The following is a 20,699-nucleotide window of genomic DNA, read 5'->3' on the forward strand; positions in this document are numbered from 1 at the left end:
CCGATCGCTGGCGATGGACCCACTCGAAAAAAAAGGCTATCGCAGAGCGCCTAAGTTCTCCGGATAGCCTGTTTTACATATGGATGATGAAGTACCACTGTTCTCACGCTAGATCTAATCATTAGACGGTTGGTATGGTGCCGCCGTCGATCACATATTCGCTTCCCGTTATGGATGACGCCCGGTCCGATACAAGAAATGCCACCAGCTCTGCTACCTCTTCCGGAAGCCCGGGACGTCCTAAAGGGATCCCACCGAGCGAATCCATCAATTCCTGAAGCGCACTTTCTCGGCTTCCTGATACCGACGCAATCCGGTCGATCATGGCATCTGCAGCCTCCGTCTGAATGAATCCGGGCGATACGGCGTTAATTCGAATGCCCCGCGGGGAAAACTCGTTGGATAACCCTTTACTGTAATTGGCAAGGGCAGCCTTCGCCGCGGCATAAGCCAGCGTGGTTTCATAGAGCGGCAAGCGTCTCTGTATCGAAGTAATATGAATGATGGCACCTGATCCCTGCTCTACCATGTACGGCAGCAGCCCCCTGTCCAAACGAACCGCTGCGAGAAGATTCCAATTCAAGGCTTGAACCCAATCCTCGTCGGTTAAGGCAAGCGCCCCTCCAGGGGGTGTAGTCGAACCGCCTACGCAGTGCACCACGATGTCAATTCCATGCAGGTGCTCCTGTACACCTTGAACCACCTTGTCGACGCCTGTAGACGTCGCAATATCGGCTTGAACGAACAAGCCGGAGCCGACCCGAACGCTAGGTTCGGAACGGGCGGTAGTCAGTACAGCCGCCCCACCGTCTGAAAGCCGCTTTACGATGGCCTGACCCATTCCTCTGGTTCCTCCAGTAACCAGCACTCTTTTGCCTTCAAACTCATTCCATGGTCCTTCATGTCTTTGTTTCATAATTGCCCTCCAGTATTCGTACCCTTAAATTTTGAATATGGTATTTTTTCTTACTTGGATTCAGATATCTGCAATTTTGAAATCTGACCGCTTTGCACCGTGAAACAAAATTCAAAATAGTAAGGGCCTGCCGGATAATCACCATTTACTTCGGTTGAAACGATGTACTGGTCTAGGCGATGATGAATGTTGGTCGCCCGGACATTTACCCGTGCGCCGATGAATTCGTCGTCGCTCCATTTCTGTATGGCTGCCTTGCCCCTGAACTCCCTGCTGTCATCGACGACTATAGCATCCTTGCCGAAGCATGAAAGCATCCGGTTTGTATCATGATCATTGCTTGCGGATATAAATGTGCGAATTATACTCGGCAGCTGCTTCTCGCTTATCTCGATCATAAACGCTTCACTCCTTATGATGTGATATTCCTCAGGCTTGACGCCGCTTATCCTCCCCCGGTCCGGTTGAAGACAAGGATATCTTACCTTGACGGTTTCATAACGTCCAATTTATAATAATCATAAAATTTATAAATAAAATTCATATAAAGTAGGTGCTTGAAGATTGGAGCTTACCCAGCTGGAGTATTTTTTGACGGTTTCCCGTCTTCAACATATGACGAAGGCTTCGAAAGCGCTCAGCATCACGCAGCCGGCATTAAGCCACGCTATCTCCAAGTTGGAGAGCGAGCTGGGCGTCCCTCTTTTTGAACGAAATGGCCGTAATGTGAAGCTTAACCGCTATGGCAGCATGTTTGCCAGATGGGTGGAGCAGGCACTCCAGGACATTCAAAACGGGATGCAGGAAATCGAAGAATCGTCCAATCCCGATACGGGGATCATTTCGGTTTCTTACCTGAATATTTTAGGGGTCGATCTCGTCCCTGCTCTTGTCAGGACCTATCAGCTGGCTCATCCCAAGGTTCGTTTTGAATTAAACCAGGGAAACCTCGGCGATATTGACGAACATTTGGAAAAAGGGCATTCGGACCTCATGATTACATCTAGGGAATCTACTATGGACCAACATAACTGGCTGGTCATGAGAACCATGCCTTTATATATCGTGGTTTCAAGCCGCCACCGCTTGGCGAAACGTCCCTCCCTAAGTCTGATGGATCTGTCCGGAGAGCCGTTCGTCGGGCTAAAGCATAATTGCGGCCTTCGAGCCACGATTCAATCGCGATTTCAGCATACCGGCTTTATTTTGTCTTCGACGTACGATGCAGAAGATTTGGCCACCGTAGCGGGTTTTATTAAAGAGGGACTTGGCGTCTCCGTTCTGCCGAAAACGGCCGGCCTTATGCTGGAAGGTCTCTCGTGGATTCCCATTACCGATGAAGGCTGGTTTTGGGAGATTGGCTTAAAATGGCGCGAAGACCGCTACCTCTCGCCTGCGGCAAGACGATTCATTGAATATGTGAAGCATCATTATCAAGTCAGCGGGAAGTAACCGGTTGGTACACAATAAAAGGCTATCCAGGTCAAAACGACGCTTGGATAGCCTTTACTGAATCATCGAAAGATCACGCCAAACACCTTCGCCACGACCACGCACTCCATGACGAAGATCAGTAAACAACAAAAATAGAAAACGGACAGCTTCAGCTCCCCGAACTGATCCTTCCAATAACGTCTGCGGAACAAGGAGATAATATCCGGAGTAAACGAATACTTCACCGACTGTTTCAGATCATCCACGTCATCGAATATCCGTCTAAAGATCCATTTATAGATCGGAATATTCAGGATGAACAACACGACATAAACTAGAAGCTCCACGAGGCCGCGTCACCTCCTAGTTAAACATGCTTCCACCAGACCCCAGCGCACTCCGGCACCGTTGACCATTGGTTCGCTATGATCTTGTCCGTTAACTCTTCACCGAAAAAGAAGCCTGTGTGTAGCAATGCCTCCTCTACCGTATCAAAAACATAATCGGTCCGAATCCACTGATGGCTAAATCCGTATTGCTGCTCCAATTGAGCGTAATAACCGGTTAGGAAATCGGGAGGATTCGGGGGCTCCGTTCCGGTTCCCATCGTTTCCAGTATCAAAATCGTCCCTCCGGGTCTCAAAACTCGATGCAGCTCCGACATCACAAGTTCAAGATTCTCACGCCATTCCTCGTGGCTGGAATCGGCCAGATAACTAATGCTCCAGCCCGATACAATCAGATCTACACTCGATGAAGCAACCGGGAGATTGCGATGATCAGCAACCATTGTGGTCCAATTGTGAGAATCTAAAGCTTCAGAGCATTTATCGTCCAAAATATCGAGCATGGGTTGCGATATGTCGGTACAGATCAATGATCTAGCATCGGCGGCAAGCAGCATGGATAATCGGCCTGAGCCTGCCCCCAAATCAAGGACATCCAGTCCTTCGTACGGTTTGACCCTATGGATAAGTTCAGTTAAATCAGGCTGTCTGCTAACCATGGCCTCATAGGCTTGAGCCTGCTTGTCGTAAATTTCATCAATAGACACGATTGTTCCCCCTATCCAGCCCGCTTACGGAATTAATTCTCCGCGGATGGTCCTTGTCTTCTGTTCATGATGTGCTGTATCAGTTTGTACATGAAGCACAGCAGCAGCGAGAAGGCAATCATCATGAAATACGTGTTCCAATTGAAAAATTGATTGTTCATATGTATCGAAAGGAGTCCGCCGGACGTTATCGATTCGATGTGATCCCAGTCCGCTTGGCCCCACCTCAATTGAAAAGCCTCCGCTAGGATTTCTCTATAGATTTCGAGTCGATGAAGCTGATATGCATAACCCGCTAGGATATAGCCAGCCAGAGCTAAGATCACAAGGCTTAACCAGCTGAAAGGCATCTTCAGGTCTTTAAAAATACGAATCCATTGATAGACCAACATAAGAAAAAGAATGCCTAAAGGGATGAGCAGCAGGATGGCAGGATTGCCGTTTCCGGAGCTGCTGCCGGGCCGAGGCGTCATCATATTGCCGAATAGAACCACGCCTAGCACGGCAAGCGCAATGATGATTAAAGCGGCAAAACGTCTCATTTTCATATCGGCACACCTCGCTCAAGCTTCCTTGCAAAAGCCTATAATCTCTTCATGAACGAGCTCCGGCATCTCATGGTTAATGGCGTGACCCGCCCCGTTAACGATGCAGTAGCGCATCCCGTTCGTCTCCAATCTGGCAACCGCCTGCGGATAATGACTAAGCAAATCCCGCTCGCCAATGACGAACAAGGACTTGCTGCGAATAGCCTGAATGTCGGCAGGCGAATGGATCGTAATCGCATGCTTCATCATGGAGCGATTGTTGAAGTACTTCAGCAAGTAGAACCAGTGCTGCATAAGCTCCGGGTTGTTCTCAAATGCATCTGCATGGGTACCGCACAGCTTACGAAGCAATGAACGCACATTCCGTTCCGAAGGGAATAAGGCTTCCGGCAGAAAAGCCCGCATCATTTTGCTCATCACTTCAAACTGGCTTCCGGCAATGCTCCCGGCCAAACATACGATCTTGCTCACCCGATCCGGTCTGACGATGGCGTAATGGTAGGCCAGATAAGCTCCGTAGGATACGCCCGCGATATAGACAGCGTCCACATTCATTGCCTCAAGGACCTCGTCCAACCATGTTGCCTGATTGAATTCGCGTGCATACTTGTCGTTCGGCTCGCTCTTCCCGGACCCTCCGATATTATCCACCGCGATGATATGAAAGTTACGGGATAGCTCCTCCACGTTATATATCCACATCATGGCGATGTTATCGCCCGTTCCATGCAGTAGTAGCAGCGGAGGAAGATCCGAAGAACCTACTGTTATAACGTGAGTCATACCGTAGGAAGTAGAAATATTATGCTGCTCATACGGTACCGTCCACGCTGACAGCAGGCGGTCGTAGGATGCATAGACGAGCTTTTGTCCATGATTGCTTTTGAATCGCTTCAATACCTGCACCTCCAACTACATAAAATTTATCTTATGCACTTGCCTTCATGGTGTTCGGCATATATAGGGATCAATTGTTCCAGCTTATGTATGGTCCTGTATGGCTTCACGTCCAAAGAGTCGTCCCATCTCCCGTCTCTTGTATACCAGATGGCTTTGATACCGCATTGAGCGGCCCCGATTATATCGTTATGCGGATGGTCTCCGACGTACCATGTCTCTGATGGCATTACGTGAAGTTGGTTCAAAGCTCTCGTAAAGATTGCCGGATCCGGCTTTTTGACGCCAGCCTCTTCGGAGATCACGATAGAATCGAAGTATTCGCGAATCCCCAGCTGATGGATCTTGCCCTCTTGGACTTGAACGGTTCCATTGGTGATGATGCCAAGCTTAAGTCCCCAAGTCTTCAACTCGCGCAGGACGGAAACCAGCTGATCCATCGGCTGGATACAACTGGCGATTTCCCCTCTGAAAAATGACAAGTATTCATCCGCCTTCGGGGGATTCACCCACGGAAGCTGCTCGACCAGCATCTCATATACTTCGCGCTTATCCCGATAGCCATGATGATCCGCTTCCTTGAATCGCTTGGCTATCATCATTTGAGCAGCTTCATCGGAGTCGGGAAAGTACCTGGCAATCAATCGCTTGATGAACGTGTTAATCGCTGCCCTTCTGTCCGTTAATGTCTCATCCAGATCGAAGATAATCGCTTTTAATGTCATAGGCGCCTGCTTTCTATTAAAAGTTAACTCGCTCTCCATTTCCCTTGATGAAAATAGGCTCCGGATATTTTAAAGCCGTCGGCGGCCGCTGATCCTCTGGATAAAACGCCAGCTCCGCAAACTCGTCATTCTCCGGGTCCAGCTCACCGCTCACAACGCTGCACTCAAACACAATCGTGAGATACTCCACTTGGTGCCCATTGCTGTACGTATATCGGCGTTCTTTTCCACCATACACCCCAATGATTCGTTCAGGCTTGATATCAAGCCCCGTCTCTTCCTTCGCCTCGCGAATCATCGCCTCCGCCGGCGACTCACCCAGCTCGATGGCACCTGCTACAAGGCCCCATAATTCTTCGTGATGCTTCCTTCCGAACAAAATATCATCCTGATCATTTCGGATAATGCCTGCAACGGACGGCATGAATATCAGCTGATCTCCGATCTTCTCCCTCAAATCTTTATAGTAATCCGACATTCCCATGGCTTTACGCTCCTTTGGTTTGGTTCTTCATGCTGACATGGAAGGCTTGGAATCTATCTTCTTCTGTCCTGGATCTCCAGCTCATATGGGCTCACTCCTTATGTAACTTCACAGCTTCGCGGTTAGCTATGGATCTAATCTGTGCGATATGGTGCTGGTTGTGCCATACGAATCGCTGCAAGGCGATGTCCAGGGTGATGCTGCCGAGCACTTGGGTTCTCATGGTTCTTTTGAAATCCTCGGGATGCAGATCCTTAAGCAGGATAAGAAAACGAAAATGAAGTGTTTCCAGAAGCGAAAGCGAGTTCTCCACGGGTACCTCCGTGTAATCGCTAAGCTCAGCCCATAAATCTTCCCGGTACGAGCTAGCCAGCGGCTCATCCTCGGTCAATGCCCGTTTAAAACGCAAGTAAGCATTCATGTCGTTATCGGCGAGGTGGTGCACGATTTGCTGAATGCTCCAGCCACCTTCACGGTATGGCATGTGCAGCTGGGATAGCGGACACTTCATGATGATTTGCCGAAGCGTCGGTACGATTGAAGGAATCTGCTGCATAAACTTCTGTCTGTCCTCCAAAGTTGGCTCCACCAATGGCTCAAAGGAGCCCAGGGGATAACGGATGCTGACCACCACTTCCTTACCTCCTCCATACATCATCGTACCCTTCATATATGGAACAAATGATCTTTTGTTTCGCTGCAGCACAAGAAATATCATGTCCCCATCCTATTAACAGTCCCTATCTATGGGTTGGATCTAGGATTGTAGTCACAAATAGACCTTATAAACAATATACCTGACAGCACGGAAAGCAGCATGTGTATTTCCGGTTTCCCAAACATCTCTATAACGAACAGCCTTCCAAGTCCAAACCACTCAATCCAATAAATGCCAGGAATAAAGATGATAACTGTAAGTATAGCAGCGGGCAATAACAGCCAGCTTAATCGAACTTGCCCCTTAATTAAACTACCCAGTACTCTCCACTCTATTAAAACTCCGAACAGGAATCCGTATAAACTCATCTTTAATAACGAGAATTGCTGGGGAGACAAATCTGTATAGGCCCTTTGAATTTCATTATGAGTTTCTGTCATCAGGTAGAGCAGCATGACCATACCGATCACAACAAATCCGCCAAAAGCCATTTTTTTAGGTTGGATCATCCCTCTTTCGCTCCTTTATTCGAAAAAATAATACGAAATATCCGCTAAGAATTATGATTATGCGACGCCCCCGAAGTTAGAAGCAGCAAAGGGATGAAACAGCGCAAGCGGGTGCTGTACGCCTTTTTCGAGGCTCTCCACCATCCGCCTCATGACTTCGGCATCCCGGAATATCATGCTGTCATCCGCGAAGATATCAGGCAGCGTGACCCAGCGGCAATCCTTGATCTCGTCAGCACCCAATTCAAGCGAGCCTCCCGTCACGATTCCGGTGAAATGAAACATGACGACATGGTAATTCAAACTGCTGAGGAATTGATAAACCCCTGTAGTGCCCGTCAGTTGGACTTCATACCCTGTTTCTTCCTTCACTTCTCTAATAGCCGCCTCAAATATCGTTTCTCCAGGCTCGATGCGCCCTCCCGGAAAGTTCCACGTATCCCGAACCGAAGGTTTATTTTCTTGAATGATGAGCACTTGATCCCCTTGTACGAGGGTAATGCTGACCACAAGCACGATCCCGTTTTCCGTCATATCCACAATCCTTTGCACATGATCTACATAAACAGAACCCACCTTTGGCGTTAACCACGAGGAGGGTTCTTGGATGAAATATCTGGTAACTCCCCTTATTCTACCGTTAACGCACATAACACGCAATCGGGACGACGTTGTTGAACCCTCAACTCGAATGCCTCTCCTTCTCAAGCATATGGCCCACCGCTGCTAGAAGTCTTTTTTTAAAGATAGAGTCACGCGTCGGGTCAAGCCGATAGGGCAGAGAGTATATTATTGAATACTAAAACGTTCCTGAACATCACCATGATGATGATTCGATAAATTGGAGGTTGAGCGATGTCCGGGTATGTAAATGTTGATGTCCCGATCGAACTGCTGTTCACGGATCTGGTTACGGAGGAAAGAAAAAAGGATATTCCCAACTACACCGATAGCTGGTACGAACATCACAAGCTTTCCGCTGATATGCCGATCATGCGTTTTGATTCGCACAAGAGCCTGTACCGATATTTCATGAACGAACAAGCCAGCCCGTCCGCGTACCTGGATTGGTATAAGAAGATCTTTCTCACCAGGGGAATCGACCCTCCTTTACAGGATGAAGAGGTCCTCGCCTTTAGGAAAAATCAGTATCGCATGATGAAGGTGGATCTGTCGTCCAACAGCGCTTTTTTTCTCCAAGACCCGCCTCTGGTGAAATTTAATCGCGCTGGAGGTTATTTTAACCTGAAGGACGGACATCACAGGTCGACTTTTTTGTATTTGCAAGGTAAAAGGAGCATGAAAGTCAAAATGTCCAGCGAAGATTATATGGACTGGATGAATATCGAAGGGCTGTCAGAGGTTGCCGATTCTTTTCAGAGACATCAACGGAGCCTTATTTATACCCCCATACTGCACCCTTCCTATCTTCATTTGAAGAGCGAGCGCGATCAAACCTATCCGACAAGACTTGATGTCATTATGGATTTCTTGGGTACGCGTTCTCTTCTCGGCACGAAAGTGATCGATATCGGGTGCAATATCGGATATTACGCGCGGCATTTCGCCCGCGAAGGTGCGCACGTAACCGGATTGGAACCGCTGGCTGAGCATTACGATCTGGCTTTGCGGCTGAATCGGCTGGAAAGGGTGAACTTTGACCTGCTTCCGGACCGCTTCGAATCATCATCAAGACTTCAGCAGTATGAGATCGGCCTCCTGTTAACCGTGTTTTATCATCATATGGGAGACCAAGATATCCGTAACGCTTTTTTGCGGAAAATCAATCAATGCATTACCGATATGCTCTTCTGGGAATCAGGCGGCGAACCGGAAACGGAAAAATCGCTGCTGCTGCAAAATACGCATTTCACCCGGTATGTAAAGCTGGCGGCCACATCGGGTACAGGGAAAGTAAGGGAGCTCGGCGTATTCTTAAAAACCTGAAATGGGTGGTTACAAAAGAACTAAAACTCGGGAGCCCGTGCTTCTTGAGACGTTATTTACGTTAACGACGGTATTGAGGTCAAACGGGACTTCAGGACAATGGTGTCTTCTTGGCCTCATTCTTGTACCGAACCACCGCGGAGCCGGGAACAACCGGATAGGCGGTGCTAGGTTTACATATTACGAACAGCCTGATGGACCTCATATCGCCATCATCTCTTCATATCAATATTCTCTTCTATCCCGAGTAGCATCCTCCAGCCATGAGATAAGCCCCATTTTGCTAACGTAGATCTCATGCTGCACCACGATATAAGGAAACAATGTACCAACCTCGGATCCATATTGCTCTCTTAAGGCATTTTCGGATGAGATTATATTCTTCACCTGATACTCGGTAAGGTTCAAGAACTCGGCCGTTTCTTCAAGCGTCATTAACGGACGTTCCGATTGCACCATATTGGCTTCTTCCGTACTAGCCGAAATCGCTTTTGATCCCTCCGTCCTCATCCTTTTCCTCCACGAATATCCAAAACAACAGCAAAAACCTAAAAAAATGTAAATACGCAGCCCGTTAAAAATACGATATGATATGGGCAAATCAGGAAGGGAGGACAAGGAACCTGCTTAGCATCCACTAAGAACATATTTTTTTGCACATGACAAAGGAGGAGTTTTAATGAGAATCCCCAAAATCACCAGCCTATTCATGATGCTTACATTTCTGACGACGGCATCGCTATCCGCTTCCGGCGAAATGGGAAGCACCGCGGAAGCCTCGTCGGGTCCTTTAAAGGTTATGAGCTTCAACCTGCGGTATGCCGCCAATGACGGTCAGCCCTGGGAGAACCGCCGCCCAGTCACCAGGAACCTCATCCTGGAGCATCAGCCGGACGTCATTGGAACTCAGGAAGGACTTCACCGGCAAATCGTGGATCTGGAGAATGATCTGCCGGGATATGATCGAATCGGAGTCGGACGCGAAGGCGGGAGCTTAGGGGAATATATGGCGATTTTTTATAATACGGAACGGCTGAAGCCACTGGAGCAGTCTCACTTTTGGCTGTCCGATACGCCCCAGACGATCAGCTCGGCCAGCTGGGGCAACCAAATTCCGCGGATGGCAACCTGGGTTCGCTTTCAGGATCTTCGAAACGGCAAAACCTTTTATATGGTCAACACGCATCTGGATCATCAATCCGAGGTTTCCCGGCAGAAGAGTGCGGCACTTATCGTTGATAAGATGAAGTCATTTGACCCGGAAATCCCCGTTGTAATCACCGGCGATTTCAACACGCTTCCGGCGAGCGATACGTACTCGATTTTTACAAACAACGGGTTGTCGGATGCGCATGTCACGGCTAAGAAGCGAACCAACGATGATCTGGGAACCTTCCATAACTACAAGGACCCTACGGGCGGCGGCAGCGGAAACCGGATCGACTGGATTCTGCACGGCCAAGGGTGGAATGTCCTGCACAGCGAGATTATCAACTACAAGGAAGACGACCAATACCCTAGCGATCATTATCCCGTCATGATGGAGGGCACCCTGCAACAATCCAACAAAACCACCGGAGAAACGGTGCCCAAACAGCCCTTGACCACGGCTCTTCATATCACCGAAGTGGTCGCCAACTCGAACGAGCAAGGGAATTACAATTATGTGGAGATTTATAACCCCACGAACCGGGAAATCGACCTGGAAGGGTATCAAATCTACTACTATTACGACCCTGCCCTTCCGTTCGACAAATCCAAGTCCAACCGCTGGACCATTACGAAGGATCACTACAGTACCAACTCCCTTATCGGTCCGAATGAAACCAAGGTGATCTGGATCAAGAAGCAGCCTTGCTGTTATGACCTGGGCTTTGAGCAGTTCCTTGCCAACTATCAAGTCAACGGAGATGAGCTCTCACCTTCTCAACTGCTCGCCGTCTTTACGCCGGGCAACAATCAGGGGCTGAACGGAACCTCCACCAGCGGACGTTCCTTAGGCATTGCATCGCCATCCGGCACCCATCTCGTGGGCATCCAGTTTAATAACGGGCAGCTGGATGCCGGGGTTAACGAGTCGATCACCTATCAGGAGCCTGCACCGCTGATGAGCATTATGCAGAAAAAAGACACGTTTCAGCTCCCTTCTCCTGGTCACCCGTAAGCTTCTTCCCAAAAAACAGATAGATCTTCCACATGCCATGGCTCAGGTTCATGGTGCGTGGAAGATTTTTTTTAGGTACTCACTCTCAGAAATCTAGTTCTATGTAATTAATTCCATCCTTATATGTAATATAACATTACATAAGTATTGATAAACCTAACCATTCCCATATATAATACGGCTAAATTGATCATACGCATAGAAAATGGGGGAGATAATATGCCATCAATAAGAAAGAGACTTCGCTTTCATTCAATCACAGCAGCTTTATGTACGATTTCGTTGTTAACCGCTGTACCCGCGCAAGCCGCTGCCTTCGATTCGTTTCCCATCCTGCAATCCACCAGCAAAGACCATGTCAAAGCCGATTATTATGTCCCCAGCACGGTAGAGAACATCAGTTGGGGGCATCTTCCGAATCGGGACAGCAAATCCATCATGACCGTCACCTCCGGCAGCACCATCATGTTTGATACGCTATCCCATGAAGGCATCCTAGAAGACCAGGGAAGGGATCCGGAGAAGTATTTTGCTTCCTTCGGTATCCGGCCGGATCAAGTGCTGGATGACGCTAAAGCGGTTGCTGCCTCTGAGCTGCAGCATGATTTTGACAACGATGGACCGCATGTCGTAACGGGACCGATTGAAATCCAGGGAGCAGAACCCGGAGATGTGTTGAAGGTCGAGGTTCTTTCTCTCACCCCCCGGGTGCCCTATGGCGTCATATCCAACCGGCATTACAAGGGTGCCCTTCCCGGCGAATATCCCGAGAATGACGGGCGCAAGGAAGGGGCAAGCGCAGCAAATCCCGAGTTATACCAAAATATATCCAAGTTCACGCCGGTAGAAGAAATCAACGGCAAACTCTATGGCGTGCTTCCCGTTGAGCAGGGTGGCCATGTCCGCTTCCCGCTCAAGCCTTTTATGGGGCTAATGGGCGTCGCACCGGATACCAGTGAAAAAGTTAGCAGCGTCCCTCCGATCGAAACCGGAGGCAACATCGATATCAACGAGCTTGGCGTCGGATCTACGCTGTATCTTCCGATTCAGGTGAAAGGCGGACTCTTCTATACCGGCGATCCTCACTTTGCACAGGGAGATGGCGAGGTTGCCCTGACCGCAATGGAGGCCTCCCTTCGCGGCACCTTCCGGTTGACGGTGCTGAAGGCTGGCGATCCTTCCTTGCCGCGTGCAGAGCTCAAGCAGCCTTTTGCCGAAACGGAGGATTACTGGATTCCCGTCGGTCTCGACCCCGATCTGGATGAGGCCATGAAGGAAGCGGTGCGCGAAGCCCTTGGGTTCTTGAATGAGAAGCTGGGCATGGATCGCGCAACGGCTTACGCTTACATGAGCGCGGCTACGGATTACGAGGTCTCCCAGGTGGTGGACAAAACCAAAGGCATCCATGCGCTGATTCATAAGCGGCATTTTATCGACAATCTTAAGCTGTCGATCGCCATCAACGGCTCGGCACTAGGCTCCTCCATCATCGGGGATGAGTTCTATGTTCCCCTCCGTCCGCTCGCTGAAGGCTTGGGCTATGAAGTGGAGTGGGACCCTATACGGCATTCGGCCTTAGCAACCGCCCCGGGCAAAAACTTAACCGTCCCGATCGGACAGTCAATCTATGAAATGGATGGCAAGGCGGTGTACAACAGCGACGCGGCCATTATGAAGAATGGCATAACCATGATTCCCGTCAAGACGATCCCTGCTCTGTTCGGAGCCCATGTGAACTGGACCACCAGCGGGAATGTGCTGAAAGCCAGCGTAACGCCTTCCCTGGATTGATCTTGTACACAGTCTCTATATGATTCTACCGATACAAAGTCCCCCTTAGCTGGTAACGCCAACTAAGGGGGACTCGTTTATTAGATCGATGTGGTTTTATATTGAACCGTCAAACACTGCTTGGCGATATAAAAAATTTGACCCATATGCTCCGAATAATGCGTGGCGCACTGATGCAGGATGTCGAGATTGCTCCGTTCTTTTCCCCGGACCAGTTGAACCTGTTCAAAGTCCTCACTCGACATGGATTTTACCGTATCGATCAGGAACTGGAACCGATTCTTCACAATCTGGATCAGATCATCCCGGCTGACAAATACCTGGGTCAACTCCTGCTCCCGGTTTCGCGGGGCAACGTCTTGTTGCAATATCCCTTTCATGACCCGTTCTTGAATGTTGCCTTCGATGTGCCTGATCAACGTAGATATGCTCAGACTGGAATGATTGGGCCGCCAATTCACTTGCTCATCGTTTAACTGCACCAACGCTTTCAAGATACGGCTGCGGATGTTTTCAAATTTGTCCTCCAGCCACTTCCGGTTGAACTCATGATCCATATCGCACACTCCTTATTCGGTATGATAAAAGATCCTTATTTCACGCCTTCATCGCTTTCCAGATATATTTGTGCTCGCGGACTCCAAGCTGGCCGTCGATCTGGTTCTCCCGTATCCTGGCCTCGAGCTCACCCTTCATTTCCGGTAAAGTATAATCGGGATTGCCTGGCGTATCCGACAGGTTTAATGCAAATTCGTGGGCATTCGGGAAGTAAATAATCGCTTCATTATACTCCTCAATCTCGACATTCATGTAGCCATTCTCCGACAATCGCCTTCGAACGTGAGTCACATCGGTATGTATCCCGAAGACGGTGCCGCCTGAAGCTAATATCCTGGGATGTTCCAGGATTGAGGTAGGTCCTCTGCGGTCATAGATAAGGTCGAATTGCCCGTCTTGAAAAGGCATCTGTGTCTTCGTTGTGGCAAACACGAATTCCACATTCCGGGTTTCGCTGCTTTCGAGCAAGGATTGGGAGATTCGAATCATCTCCGCGGAATTGTCAAAGCCAATGATCTTCTCAGCATGTCTGGACATCCGAAGCGTAAACTCGCCATGCCCGCAGCCTGCGTCCAGCACGGATTGATACTGCGGCAGCATCTCCACCAGCCGCTCCTCAAACACATCTTCCGCCGACCTTCCGACTACGGTACACACCGCTCTTCCTCTATAGCCGCCATTCCTGCGCGCGATCATGTCATACCAGTCGATTCCCATGCGTTCCCCCCTCCGTGATAGACTGTACTGCATTCACAAGCCAAGATGGCACAACCCTGTCGTTACATGATCTTGTGCATGCCAACAGGTACCGAATCAACCGCTATTGCTAATGTCTTAAAATATTACCATTTTGTTCCGTAATGTCAACGGTTACATTTAAATTTCCCGTCGAAAATCATCCACTTTCATTCGATTTCCCCGGCATTCGTCTTCGCTTCCAATACGTTTCGGATCAAGAACAATGCAAACCGACTCTTTTTTTCAATAGGTAAGGAGGACTAAAAAAACATTGCTCTTGTCATAATTTGTCGTCTACAATGGAGGAATATTAATCCAATCTATCGATACATACAGGAGGATTTCATGTTTTTAAAAAGGTGGCGTCAATTATTATCTTTAACCCTTATTTTATCGTTTTGCATGACATCCGTGGCAAGTGCGGCGGAATCTGGTCAAGCCAAGTATGCATGGGCCAATGAGTCCATTGACTTTCTTCGATCCCATGGGGTTTTTGAGAACATGGAATATCGGACAAAAACGCTAGGCAGGATGGTGACCAAAGCCGATCTGACCCTTATGGTTCACCGGCTGTTTACCGATTTCCGGGTCGATGCTGATAAGAAGTTCAACATTCCCGGCGTCCCTAACGGGCACCCATCCTACCAGATTTTTAAGGATGTTTACGGCAGCATACCTTCAGCGCCGAACGGATTAATCGGAGCCGCAGACAGAATCAATTATGGCGATGAAACCTTCAAGTATATACCGGAGAAAGTGTTAACACGCTGGGACTTGTTGATTACGCTGAATACGCTGTTCGATGATATTGGTTATTCCTTGGAGTTATACGACGGTGAGGATATCGCGAGATTGCGGGCGATTAAAGACCTACCCAAAAGAAATTTCAATTCCTACAAGCAATATGATAAGTGGAAGTATGCCTATCAGCCATTAGCGCCCGAAATCGGGTTGATGCAAGACAAAAGATGGGGGCTTTCCTTAGCCTCCGATCTCGATCACGTCAAAGCCTATGCACTGCTCGGCTTTGCCGAGGCCGGCATCATGAAACCCGATACGAAAGGGTATTTTCGCCCGAATCAAAAGGTAACGTTAGCAGAAACCGCAGTTGTCCTGCATCGAATTTACGACTATTTTGATGGCGGCAGCTATGTTCGAGAACCATCGCCGGATGATCTCATTCCGAATGGCACAAGAAACTTTATCTATGCGGGTTCCCCGTCAGGACACGGACAAAGTCCGGTTTATGACTTCGCTTTGGTGAATTCCGATGCCCTGCCGGAGTTCTATCTGGCCTTGAAGGCTACGGAGACAATCGACTTGCAGATCAACGTGAACGGGGAGCCATCCTATTATACTTACGAGCAGTTGAGCAACCCTAAGCAGCCTGTTCGAATCCCTTTGAATGGCGCATACTACGCGGAATTCATCCCCATTATCCGAAGCAAGGGTCAAAAAGCAACCGGCGACAATAACAACATTGAAGTTATGTATTATTACGCTGATACGTTCCAGGACTTTACCCAAGCCACATGGTATGAACCCAATCTCCAATTAAAATGACACAAGGGAGTGCATAACTGTTGCATACAGTATGCACTCCCTTTTTTGTCATACAGTGCTTTTCACGCCTTTTTGAACACCACTAAGTTGATATCTCATAGCCCCAGCTTCGCTACGGATTCTCCCCCCGACCAGGGCATAACGCCGATTTCCTCAAAACCCGCTTTGATGTACAGCTGTCTGGCCCGTTCGTTCTTCGGATCAAAACTTAGCATAAGGACATCTGTCCGGTCATGCTTGTTACGGATTTGTTCAACGATGTATCGCAAAGCCTCTTTCCCGTAGCCCTCCCCTTGGAAATTCCCGTCGATCATGAAACGGTAAATCCAATAATTGCCGTCATCGGCGTCCAAGCCATATAACGCGAACCCGACCATCGTCTGATCATCATAAATGGCCATCGCTTCAAAATGTTCAAGAAATTGATACTGGGCAATCGAATACAGATTGGAGGCAATGAAGCCTTCTTGCTCCGGTTTCGCTTTCAGTTTAATGCATTCGGTCCAATTATCCTTATCTATGGGCTGCAGTCTAATCATTTCAAGCTCCTTCGAATCGTTGTTGATGTTCACACGGGTTTACGCCAAATATTTAACAAAATAATAGTGCTGATGTCCCCTTGGGGCATCTTCAATGCGAGTTATCTCTTGAAATCCATGTTTACGGTAGAATGCCGGCGCTTGAAAGCTGAAGGTATTGAGCTTGATGAAGGTGCACTGCTTTTCTCTTGCGATCGTCTCAATCTCTTGTAGTAATCTTGAGCCATATCCCCGCCCTCGATATCGATCATCGATCCACAGAATATCGACCTCAATCCAATTCCAGCAAAATACACTGTTGATGCCGCCTGCGATCTCTCCAAACTCATCTTTTATATGTAAGTTGATCTCCTCGTAATTCTGCTGCAAATCTTCTGCGATAAACCGAGCATTGAATTGTATCAGGTTCGTCCGTACCGCAAGCGCTTCTTCCGGGCTGCTTCGATTGATGTTGATCTGCGACAATGGGTCGCTCCCCCTTCTCTTAACCTCTTGATTGGATTGAACATTCAGCTTCATAACTTCCTCATCGCCGAACCAGTTCCCCGTTTCCACAAAACCTAGATTGCTGTACAAATTTTTCGCTATCAGGTTATCCTTATGCACGGTCAGGCGTATTTCCTCGCATGGCGGAAATTGGCTTTGGATCCATGTAATCATCTGGAGTAAAGCTGCTTTGCCATATCCCTTACCCTGTTCTCCCGCATCTATTAAAAAGCCGTTAATCCAATACATATCGGATGAATTCATCTCATAGGCATGCATGATAAATCCAACCATTCGGTTCCCGACGTATATCGCAAAGGGAAGGTATTCGACTTCATCACCGTCCGGTTTGATGTAGATCTTGGCGAGAGATACGGCTACCGCCGGTACAAACCCCTGCTGTTGGACCGAAACCTGCATTGCCAATGCTTCTTCCCAGTTCTTTCGGTTAACCGGCTTCAACTCCATGTCCATATCATGGCCCCCCCAAGCGAGCATACATTAACCCAAATAATACCATATAAAGGAACCTTAATTCCGGGATAAAACGACTTTAGCTAAACAATTCCAAAATCCTTCTAACTAATCAGCTATAATCCTCAATCACTGCGATCTTATCGTTTTTAAACGCGAATACGGACTTTCCCTTCATCTGAATCTTCTCTCCAGCCTTTATCCCGTTAGGCAAATCCTTAGCGAGGATACCCTCGTAGTCAAGCTCAATCTGAAGCTTGTCATCTTCAAACGAATAACCAACGATAGTCTGACAACGGTGGGAGAATAACGACTTGGACTGTTCGGCTATTCCCCAAAATTCCTCGATGCCTTTTGTCTCCACATCCACCGATCCGTTAGAGAAATTTCTGAATTCAATCTCCTCATGCAGAAGAGCAATCATCCCCTCGATATCAAACGAATTATAGGCTATTACATACTTCTCAACCATGTCCCTCATTTTCATAGGATTCATACGTTTTTCCCCTTCCATCCCTTGTTGGTCGTCAACCCTGTTTTTGAAAAACTCCGCCTTATGCTTTGCACATTTCTCATCAACTTGTCATTTAATATACGGACTCTACTATAGTATAAGAGGTGATTTGAATGGGTCGTGTCACTGCTGTTCCTCAACCGGATTTAGTATTAATCAGCTGGTCAAGAAATCCTCTTGTCGCGGGTTCCCCGCGTAGAATCGTGGCTGCACGCGTCATTGGCAATGCTTCACCTTGCCGGGCTGATTTGACGCCGAATGCCTTGCTTAGAACCGCCTTGGCCTGCTTGCAGGATCATGATGTAGGTTTCAAAATCGTATTTCGTCAAAGAACATCCAACATTAGCGGTTACCTGTTATTGCAGCGCAACTAATGAAACGATGGGAGGAGCAGCGTCTTGCTGCTTCTTTTTTATCTGCGAGTTTCAATATAAGTAACCACCCCTTCCCCTCACCCATATATTTACAGTATAAATCCGCCTGAGCATTCCATGATATCCCATGTATTACCAGAATAGATTGCCCAGGAAATATCACTTCAAGGACCCCTTCTAAATATGAAAAAAAGCTCGCAGGGAATTCCGTTCACCCTGCAAGCTTCCTCGTAAGAACCGCTATTTCCTTTTTCATATCTGAAATATATCTCTATCACCTTAGAATTCTCTCTATTTATTTCAATTGGGCAACGCTGACTGCGACCTTCTCCAGCTGCGCTTTGCTTAAGGAATGATCCGGGGAGCTGATTGTCACGAAACGGTCATTGATCTGAAATCCCAGCATGTCCGTGTCATCCGGTGTATACCATTTTGCTTTGGTTCCGTTGGACAACGTTACCGGTTTGCTGTCATATCCATGAGAGTAGTCTCTTGGGGATATATATACCGTCATGTGTTTGAATAACATGTTAACGCCATCTTCCGATGCACCCGTTTTTTGATAGACATCGCCTTTTACCATCTGACTTGGAGCATACGGCGTTTGGAAACCATCAAATTTGGCGAATGCGCTCTTGATCTCTTTCCGCTCGGCATCGCTATATTTCACGTTGGTCAGCTCGATCGTCTGACCGTTTCCTCCAATCAGCACCTGGTTATTCTTCGCATCGTATCGCACAGGAACTTCAAGCACATCCGCAATCGCGCGAACCGGCAGGTACGTTGTGTTCTTGTACGTAATCGGAGTCAATGTTTTGCCGGTGTTATAAACGGTACCATCCACTTGGATACCGATGCTGTGGTTCAGGTAAGCCGAGATTTTCTCCAGGTTGGCGCCAGCATAGACGCCAGCCGCTCCCGTTAACGTCATTCCCAGCACGGCAACCGCCGCGATAGATTTTTTCAACTGTTTCATTTCATCCATTCCCTTCGTAGTCTCATCAACCTTCCAAGTCGATGAGTCATAGTATGAATCGCGATAACTTTATTGAAAATCAATGACATGCGTCGCTATTAAAGCATCTTTATCGTCAATTGTAATTCCCAGTCTTTTTCCAGATGGACTCCAGGTCAGCGGGTAGACCGGATGGGCCGCAGGATGCACCGCTGAATAATAGGGCGCCATCCAGCTTACTTTCCCGGAAGCCGTATCAAACACATACACGCCGTTCATCCCGCTTTCGTTCTCCGAGTACACATCAAAGGCTAATCTGGCAGAATCCGGCGACCAGGACGGGTAAGAAATCAGATTGCCTTTACCGATAAGCGATCCTTGCAAGCTGCCTGCGGCGTCATAGATCAGTAAATTGCTGCCCGAGTTCCCTTCCGTGTTGGTTGCTGTGGAGACGGCAATGTACTCTCCATCCGGCGAGATGGTGAAGCTCCATACATTTTCAATGAGATGTACCGGCTTCGACTGCCCTGGTTCAACCACCTTAAGCACCTGATTCACGTCGATATAATAGATCCGGCCTTTACTCGCTCCGAATTGGTTGTAAACTTCAACGTCCTCATCCTCAATGGCGGTGGTGGTGTAAGTACCGTCCGTAGATATGAGACGAATCTCCCCCTTGCCGCTCATGGAGCCTGCCGCAAGTACATAGGTGTCCGCATCGAGCCAACCGCCAATCTCCATGTAGTTGTCCCCTTTTACCGGTATGCTCTTGCCGGTACTAAGATCCTTCATGAAATTGTCTGCCGTGTACTTATCCCTCCATTTCTGTATAAAGCTATATTTACCGTCCGGCGAGACCTCTTCCTTGACCAGATGTTGGTCTGGATGCGACGCTTCATGATTCGTGAGCTCACGACGCTCGCCTGTGCTTACGTTCACCTCTTCGGTGGCGTACGCATATTTCGGTTCTTCCGTAGCGGTTGCTTCCTTTACCATTTTGGTTGTAGTGACCCTGACCTTATCCTCCGAAATCCACGTCTCGATGTTGGACGAGGCAATCCGGTGCGTCTGATTCACGACCACTTCCCGTCCGGCCTGCCCGCTCGCTCCGTCAACGACCGTGAGCTTGCGTTCTCCCGGTGTCTTGCCTCCGGCATTCGATACAGGCGGCTGGCTGGTTTGACTGTTCCCCGGTTCCACGATCGTCAACCGATCCTGGGACTGGCAGGCCGCAAGGACTGCAACCACAGCAGCGATAGACATCAACTTGATCCCATGCTTCCCAAATCTATGTTTCATAACAGGTTTCCTCCTATGCTTCTCCCCCAAGGAGCTTCGGCAGCTGCAACTCATGTGACTTGTCATGCCGCC

25 protein-coding genes and 1 pseudogene are annotated in these 20,699 nt (G+C 48.4%); 6 read left to right on the forward strand and 20 right to left on the reverse strand.

All coding sequences use genetic code 11. From position 1 onward, the window contains the following. Positions 1-121: 121 nt before the first annotated feature. The gene (locus tag HMPREF9412_RS03380; RefSeq protein ID WP_009589915.1) at positions 122-916 is read right to left on the reverse strand and encodes an SDR family oxidoreductase; all 795 of its coding nucleotides are present in this window, start codon (positions 914-916) and stop codon (positions 122-124) included. Positions 917-966: 50 nt separating this feature from the next. After that, positions 967-1,314: a nuclear transport factor 2 family protein gene (locus HMPREF9412_RS03385; protein WP_009589884.1), complete on the reverse strand. Its 348-nt coding sequence runs from the start codon at positions 1,312-1,314 to the stop codon at positions 967-969. A 166-nt stretch (positions 1,315-1,480) separates the two neighbouring features. On the opposite strand from HMPREF9412_RS03385, the gene HMPREF9412_RS03390 reads away from it, so the two are divergent. Continuing rightward, positions 1,481-2,368, forward strand: coding sequence for a LysR family transcriptional regulator (locus HMPREF9412_RS03390; RefSeq protein WP_009590033.1), 888 nt, complete (start codon positions 1,481-1,483; stop codon positions 2,366-2,368). 62 nt (positions 2,369-2,430) lie between these two features. Here the strand turns inward: HMPREF9412_RS03390 and HMPREF9412_RS03395 are convergent, their stop codons facing one another. The 9 genes from HMPREF9412_RS03395 to HMPREF9412_RS03435 form a co-directional block, all read right to left on the reverse strand. After that, on the reverse strand, positions 2,431-2,697 hold the full coding sequence (locus tag HMPREF9412_RS03395) for a hypothetical protein (protein ID WP_009589968.1): 267 nt from the start codon (positions 2,695-2,697) through the stop codon (positions 2,431-2,433). Between the two features lie 20 nt (positions 2,698-2,717). Next, positions 2,718-3,404 (reverse strand): class I SAM-dependent methyltransferase, encoded by a 687-nt coding sequence (locus HMPREF9412_RS03400; RefSeq protein ID WP_009589920.1) that lies wholly within the window; start codon positions 3,402-3,404, stop codon positions 2,718-2,720. A gap of 32 nt (positions 3,405-3,436) precedes the next feature. After that, positions 3,437-3,952 (reverse strand): hypothetical protein, encoded by a 516-nt coding sequence (locus HMPREF9412_RS03405; RefSeq protein ID WP_009590056.1) that lies wholly within the window; start codon positions 3,950-3,952, stop codon positions 3,437-3,439. Positions 3,953-3,967: 15 nt separating this feature from the next. Further along, a complete protein-coding gene (locus HMPREF9412_RS03410) occupies positions 3,968-4,849 on the reverse strand; it encodes an alpha/beta fold hydrolase (protein WP_009589966.1) in 882 nt (293 codons plus the stop codon). 26 nt (positions 4,850-4,875) lie between these two features. Further along, complete coding sequence (locus tag HMPREF9412_RS03415; RefSeq protein WP_009589898.1) at positions 4,876-5,574, reverse strand: HAD family hydrolase; 699 nt, start codon at positions 5,572-5,574, stop codon at positions 4,876-4,878. 16 nt (positions 5,575-5,590) lie between these two features. Further along, entirely contained in the window at positions 5,591-6,058 is a 468-nt protein-coding gene (locus HMPREF9412_RS03420) for an NUDIX domain-containing protein (protein WP_009589980.1), read from the reverse strand. Positions 6,059-6,149: 91 nt separating this feature from the next. Further along, positions 6,150-6,776 (reverse strand): YfiT family bacillithiol transferase, encoded by a 627-nt coding sequence (locus HMPREF9412_RS03425; protein WP_009590021.1) that lies wholly within the window; start codon positions 6,774-6,776, stop codon positions 6,150-6,152. A gap of 26 nt (positions 6,777-6,802) precedes the next feature. Further along, the gene (locus tag HMPREF9412_RS03430) at positions 6,803-7,225 is read right to left on the reverse strand and encodes a hypothetical protein (protein WP_036671110.1); all 423 of its coding nucleotides are present in this window, start codon (positions 7,223-7,225) and stop codon (positions 6,803-6,805) included. Between the two features lie 57 nt (positions 7,226-7,282). After that, complete coding sequence (locus tag HMPREF9412_RS03435; protein WP_009589990.1) at positions 7,283-7,759, reverse strand: NUDIX hydrolase; 477 nt, start codon at positions 7,757-7,759, stop codon at positions 7,283-7,285. 321 nt (positions 7,760-8,080) lie between these two features. On the opposite strand from HMPREF9412_RS03435, the gene HMPREF9412_RS03440 reads away from it, so the two are divergent. Further along, positions 8,081-9,172 (forward strand): class I SAM-dependent methyltransferase, encoded by a 1,092-nt coding sequence (locus HMPREF9412_RS03440; protein ID WP_009589950.1) that lies wholly within the window; start codon positions 8,081-8,083, stop codon positions 9,170-9,172. 225 nt (positions 9,173-9,397) lie between these two features. On the opposite strand, the gene HMPREF9412_RS03445 is transcribed toward HMPREF9412_RS03440, so the two are convergent. Next, positions 9,398-9,682 carry a hypothetical protein gene (locus HMPREF9412_RS03445; protein WP_009590009.1) on the reverse strand — a complete coding sequence of 95 codons (285 nt, stop codon included), beginning with the start codon at positions 9,680-9,682 and terminating at the stop codon, positions 9,398-9,400. A 169-nt stretch (positions 9,683-9,851) separates the two neighbouring features. Between HMPREF9412_RS03445 and HMPREF9412_RS03450 the strand changes: the two genes are divergently transcribed. Together HMPREF9412_RS03450 and HMPREF9412_RS03455 are read left to right on the forward strand one after the other, a co-directional pair. Next, complete coding sequence (locus HMPREF9412_RS03450) at positions 9,852-11,336, forward strand: endonuclease/exonuclease/phosphatase family protein (protein ID WP_009589927.1); 1,485 nt, start codon at positions 9,852-9,854, stop codon at positions 11,334-11,336. A gap of 219 nt (positions 11,337-11,555) precedes the next feature. Continuing rightward, positions 11,556-13,127 (forward strand): acetamidase/formamidase family protein, encoded by a 1,572-nt coding sequence (locus HMPREF9412_RS03455; RefSeq protein ID WP_009590010.1) that lies wholly within the window; start codon positions 11,556-11,558, stop codon positions 13,125-13,127. An 80-nt stretch (positions 13,128-13,207) separates the two neighbouring features. On the opposite strand, the gene HMPREF9412_RS03460 is transcribed toward HMPREF9412_RS03455, so the two are convergent. Both HMPREF9412_RS03460 and HMPREF9412_RS03465 read right to left on the reverse strand, forming a co-directional pair. Next, complete coding sequence (locus tag HMPREF9412_RS03460) at positions 13,208-13,684, reverse strand: DinB family protein (RefSeq protein ID WP_009590057.1); 477 nt, start codon at positions 13,682-13,684, stop codon at positions 13,208-13,210. Positions 13,685-13,724: 40 nt separating this feature from the next. After that, positions 13,725-14,402 carry a class I SAM-dependent methyltransferase gene (locus tag HMPREF9412_RS03465; protein WP_009589933.1) on the reverse strand — a complete coding sequence of 226 codons (678 nt, stop codon included), beginning with the start codon at positions 14,400-14,402 and terminating at the stop codon, positions 13,725-13,727. A gap of 522 nt (positions 14,403-14,924) precedes the next feature. On the opposite strand from HMPREF9412_RS03465, the gene HMPREF9412_RS03470 reads away from it, so the two are divergent. Beyond that, entirely contained in the window at positions 14,925-15,986 is a 1,062-nt protein-coding gene (locus HMPREF9412_RS03470; protein ID WP_254663989.1) for an S-layer homology domain-containing protein, read from the forward strand. Positions 15,987-16,081: 95 nt separating this feature from the next. Here the strand turns inward: HMPREF9412_RS03470 and HMPREF9412_RS03475 are convergent, their stop codons facing one another. The 4 genes and pseudogenes from HMPREF9412_RS03475 to HMPREF9412_RS03490 form a co-directional block, all read right to left on the reverse strand. Beyond that, positions 16,082-16,525 (reverse strand): GNAT family N-acetyltransferase, encoded by a 444-nt coding sequence (locus HMPREF9412_RS03475; protein WP_036671140.1) that lies wholly within the window; start codon positions 16,523-16,525, stop codon positions 16,082-16,084. 39 nt (positions 16,526-16,564) lie between these two features. Further along, positions 16,565-16,990 carry a GNAT family N-acetyltransferase gene (locus HMPREF9412_RS32385; RefSeq protein ID WP_085981255.1) on the reverse strand — a complete coding sequence of 142 codons (426 nt, stop codon included), beginning with the start codon at positions 16,988-16,990 and terminating at the stop codon, positions 16,565-16,567. A gap of 45 nt (positions 16,991-17,035) precedes the next feature. Continuing rightward, positions 17,036-17,485, reverse strand: a pseudogene (locus HMPREF9412_RS32390) (GNAT family N-acetyltransferase); the annotation flags it as partial. A gap of 112 nt (positions 17,486-17,597) precedes the next feature. Beyond that, entirely contained in the window at positions 17,598-17,981 is a 384-nt protein-coding gene (locus HMPREF9412_RS03490) for a nuclear transport factor 2 family protein (RefSeq protein WP_009589993.1), read from the reverse strand. A gap of 131 nt (positions 17,982-18,112) precedes the next feature. Here HMPREF9412_RS03490 and HMPREF9412_RS31925 point away from each other — a divergent pair, with 131 nt between their 5' ends. Further along, on the forward strand, positions 18,113-18,373 hold the full coding sequence (locus HMPREF9412_RS31925; RefSeq protein ID WP_083829903.1) for a hypothetical protein: 261 nt from the start codon (positions 18,113-18,115) through the stop codon (positions 18,371-18,373). A 295-nt stretch (positions 18,374-18,668) separates the two neighbouring features. On the opposite strand, the gene HMPREF9412_RS03495 is transcribed toward HMPREF9412_RS31925, so the two are convergent. Together HMPREF9412_RS03495 and HMPREF9412_RS03500 are read right to left on the reverse strand one after the other, a co-directional pair. Beyond that, on the reverse strand, positions 18,669-19,349 hold the full coding sequence (locus HMPREF9412_RS03495; RefSeq protein ID WP_036671147.1) for a stalk domain-containing protein: 681 nt from the start codon (positions 19,347-19,349) through the stop codon (positions 18,669-18,671). A 69-nt stretch (positions 19,350-19,418) separates the two neighbouring features. Next, the gene (locus tag HMPREF9412_RS03500) at positions 19,419-20,627 is read right to left on the reverse strand and encodes a hypothetical protein (RefSeq protein WP_009590046.1); all 1,209 of its coding nucleotides are present in this window, start codon (positions 20,625-20,627) and stop codon (positions 19,419-19,421) included. Positions 20,628-20,699 lie beyond the last annotated feature (72 nt).

Source organism: Paenibacillus sp. HGF5 (assembly GCF_000204455.1).
GTDB lineage: Bacteria > Bacillota > Bacilli > Paenibacillales > Paenibacillaceae > Paenibacillus_AQ > Paenibacillus_AQ lautus_A.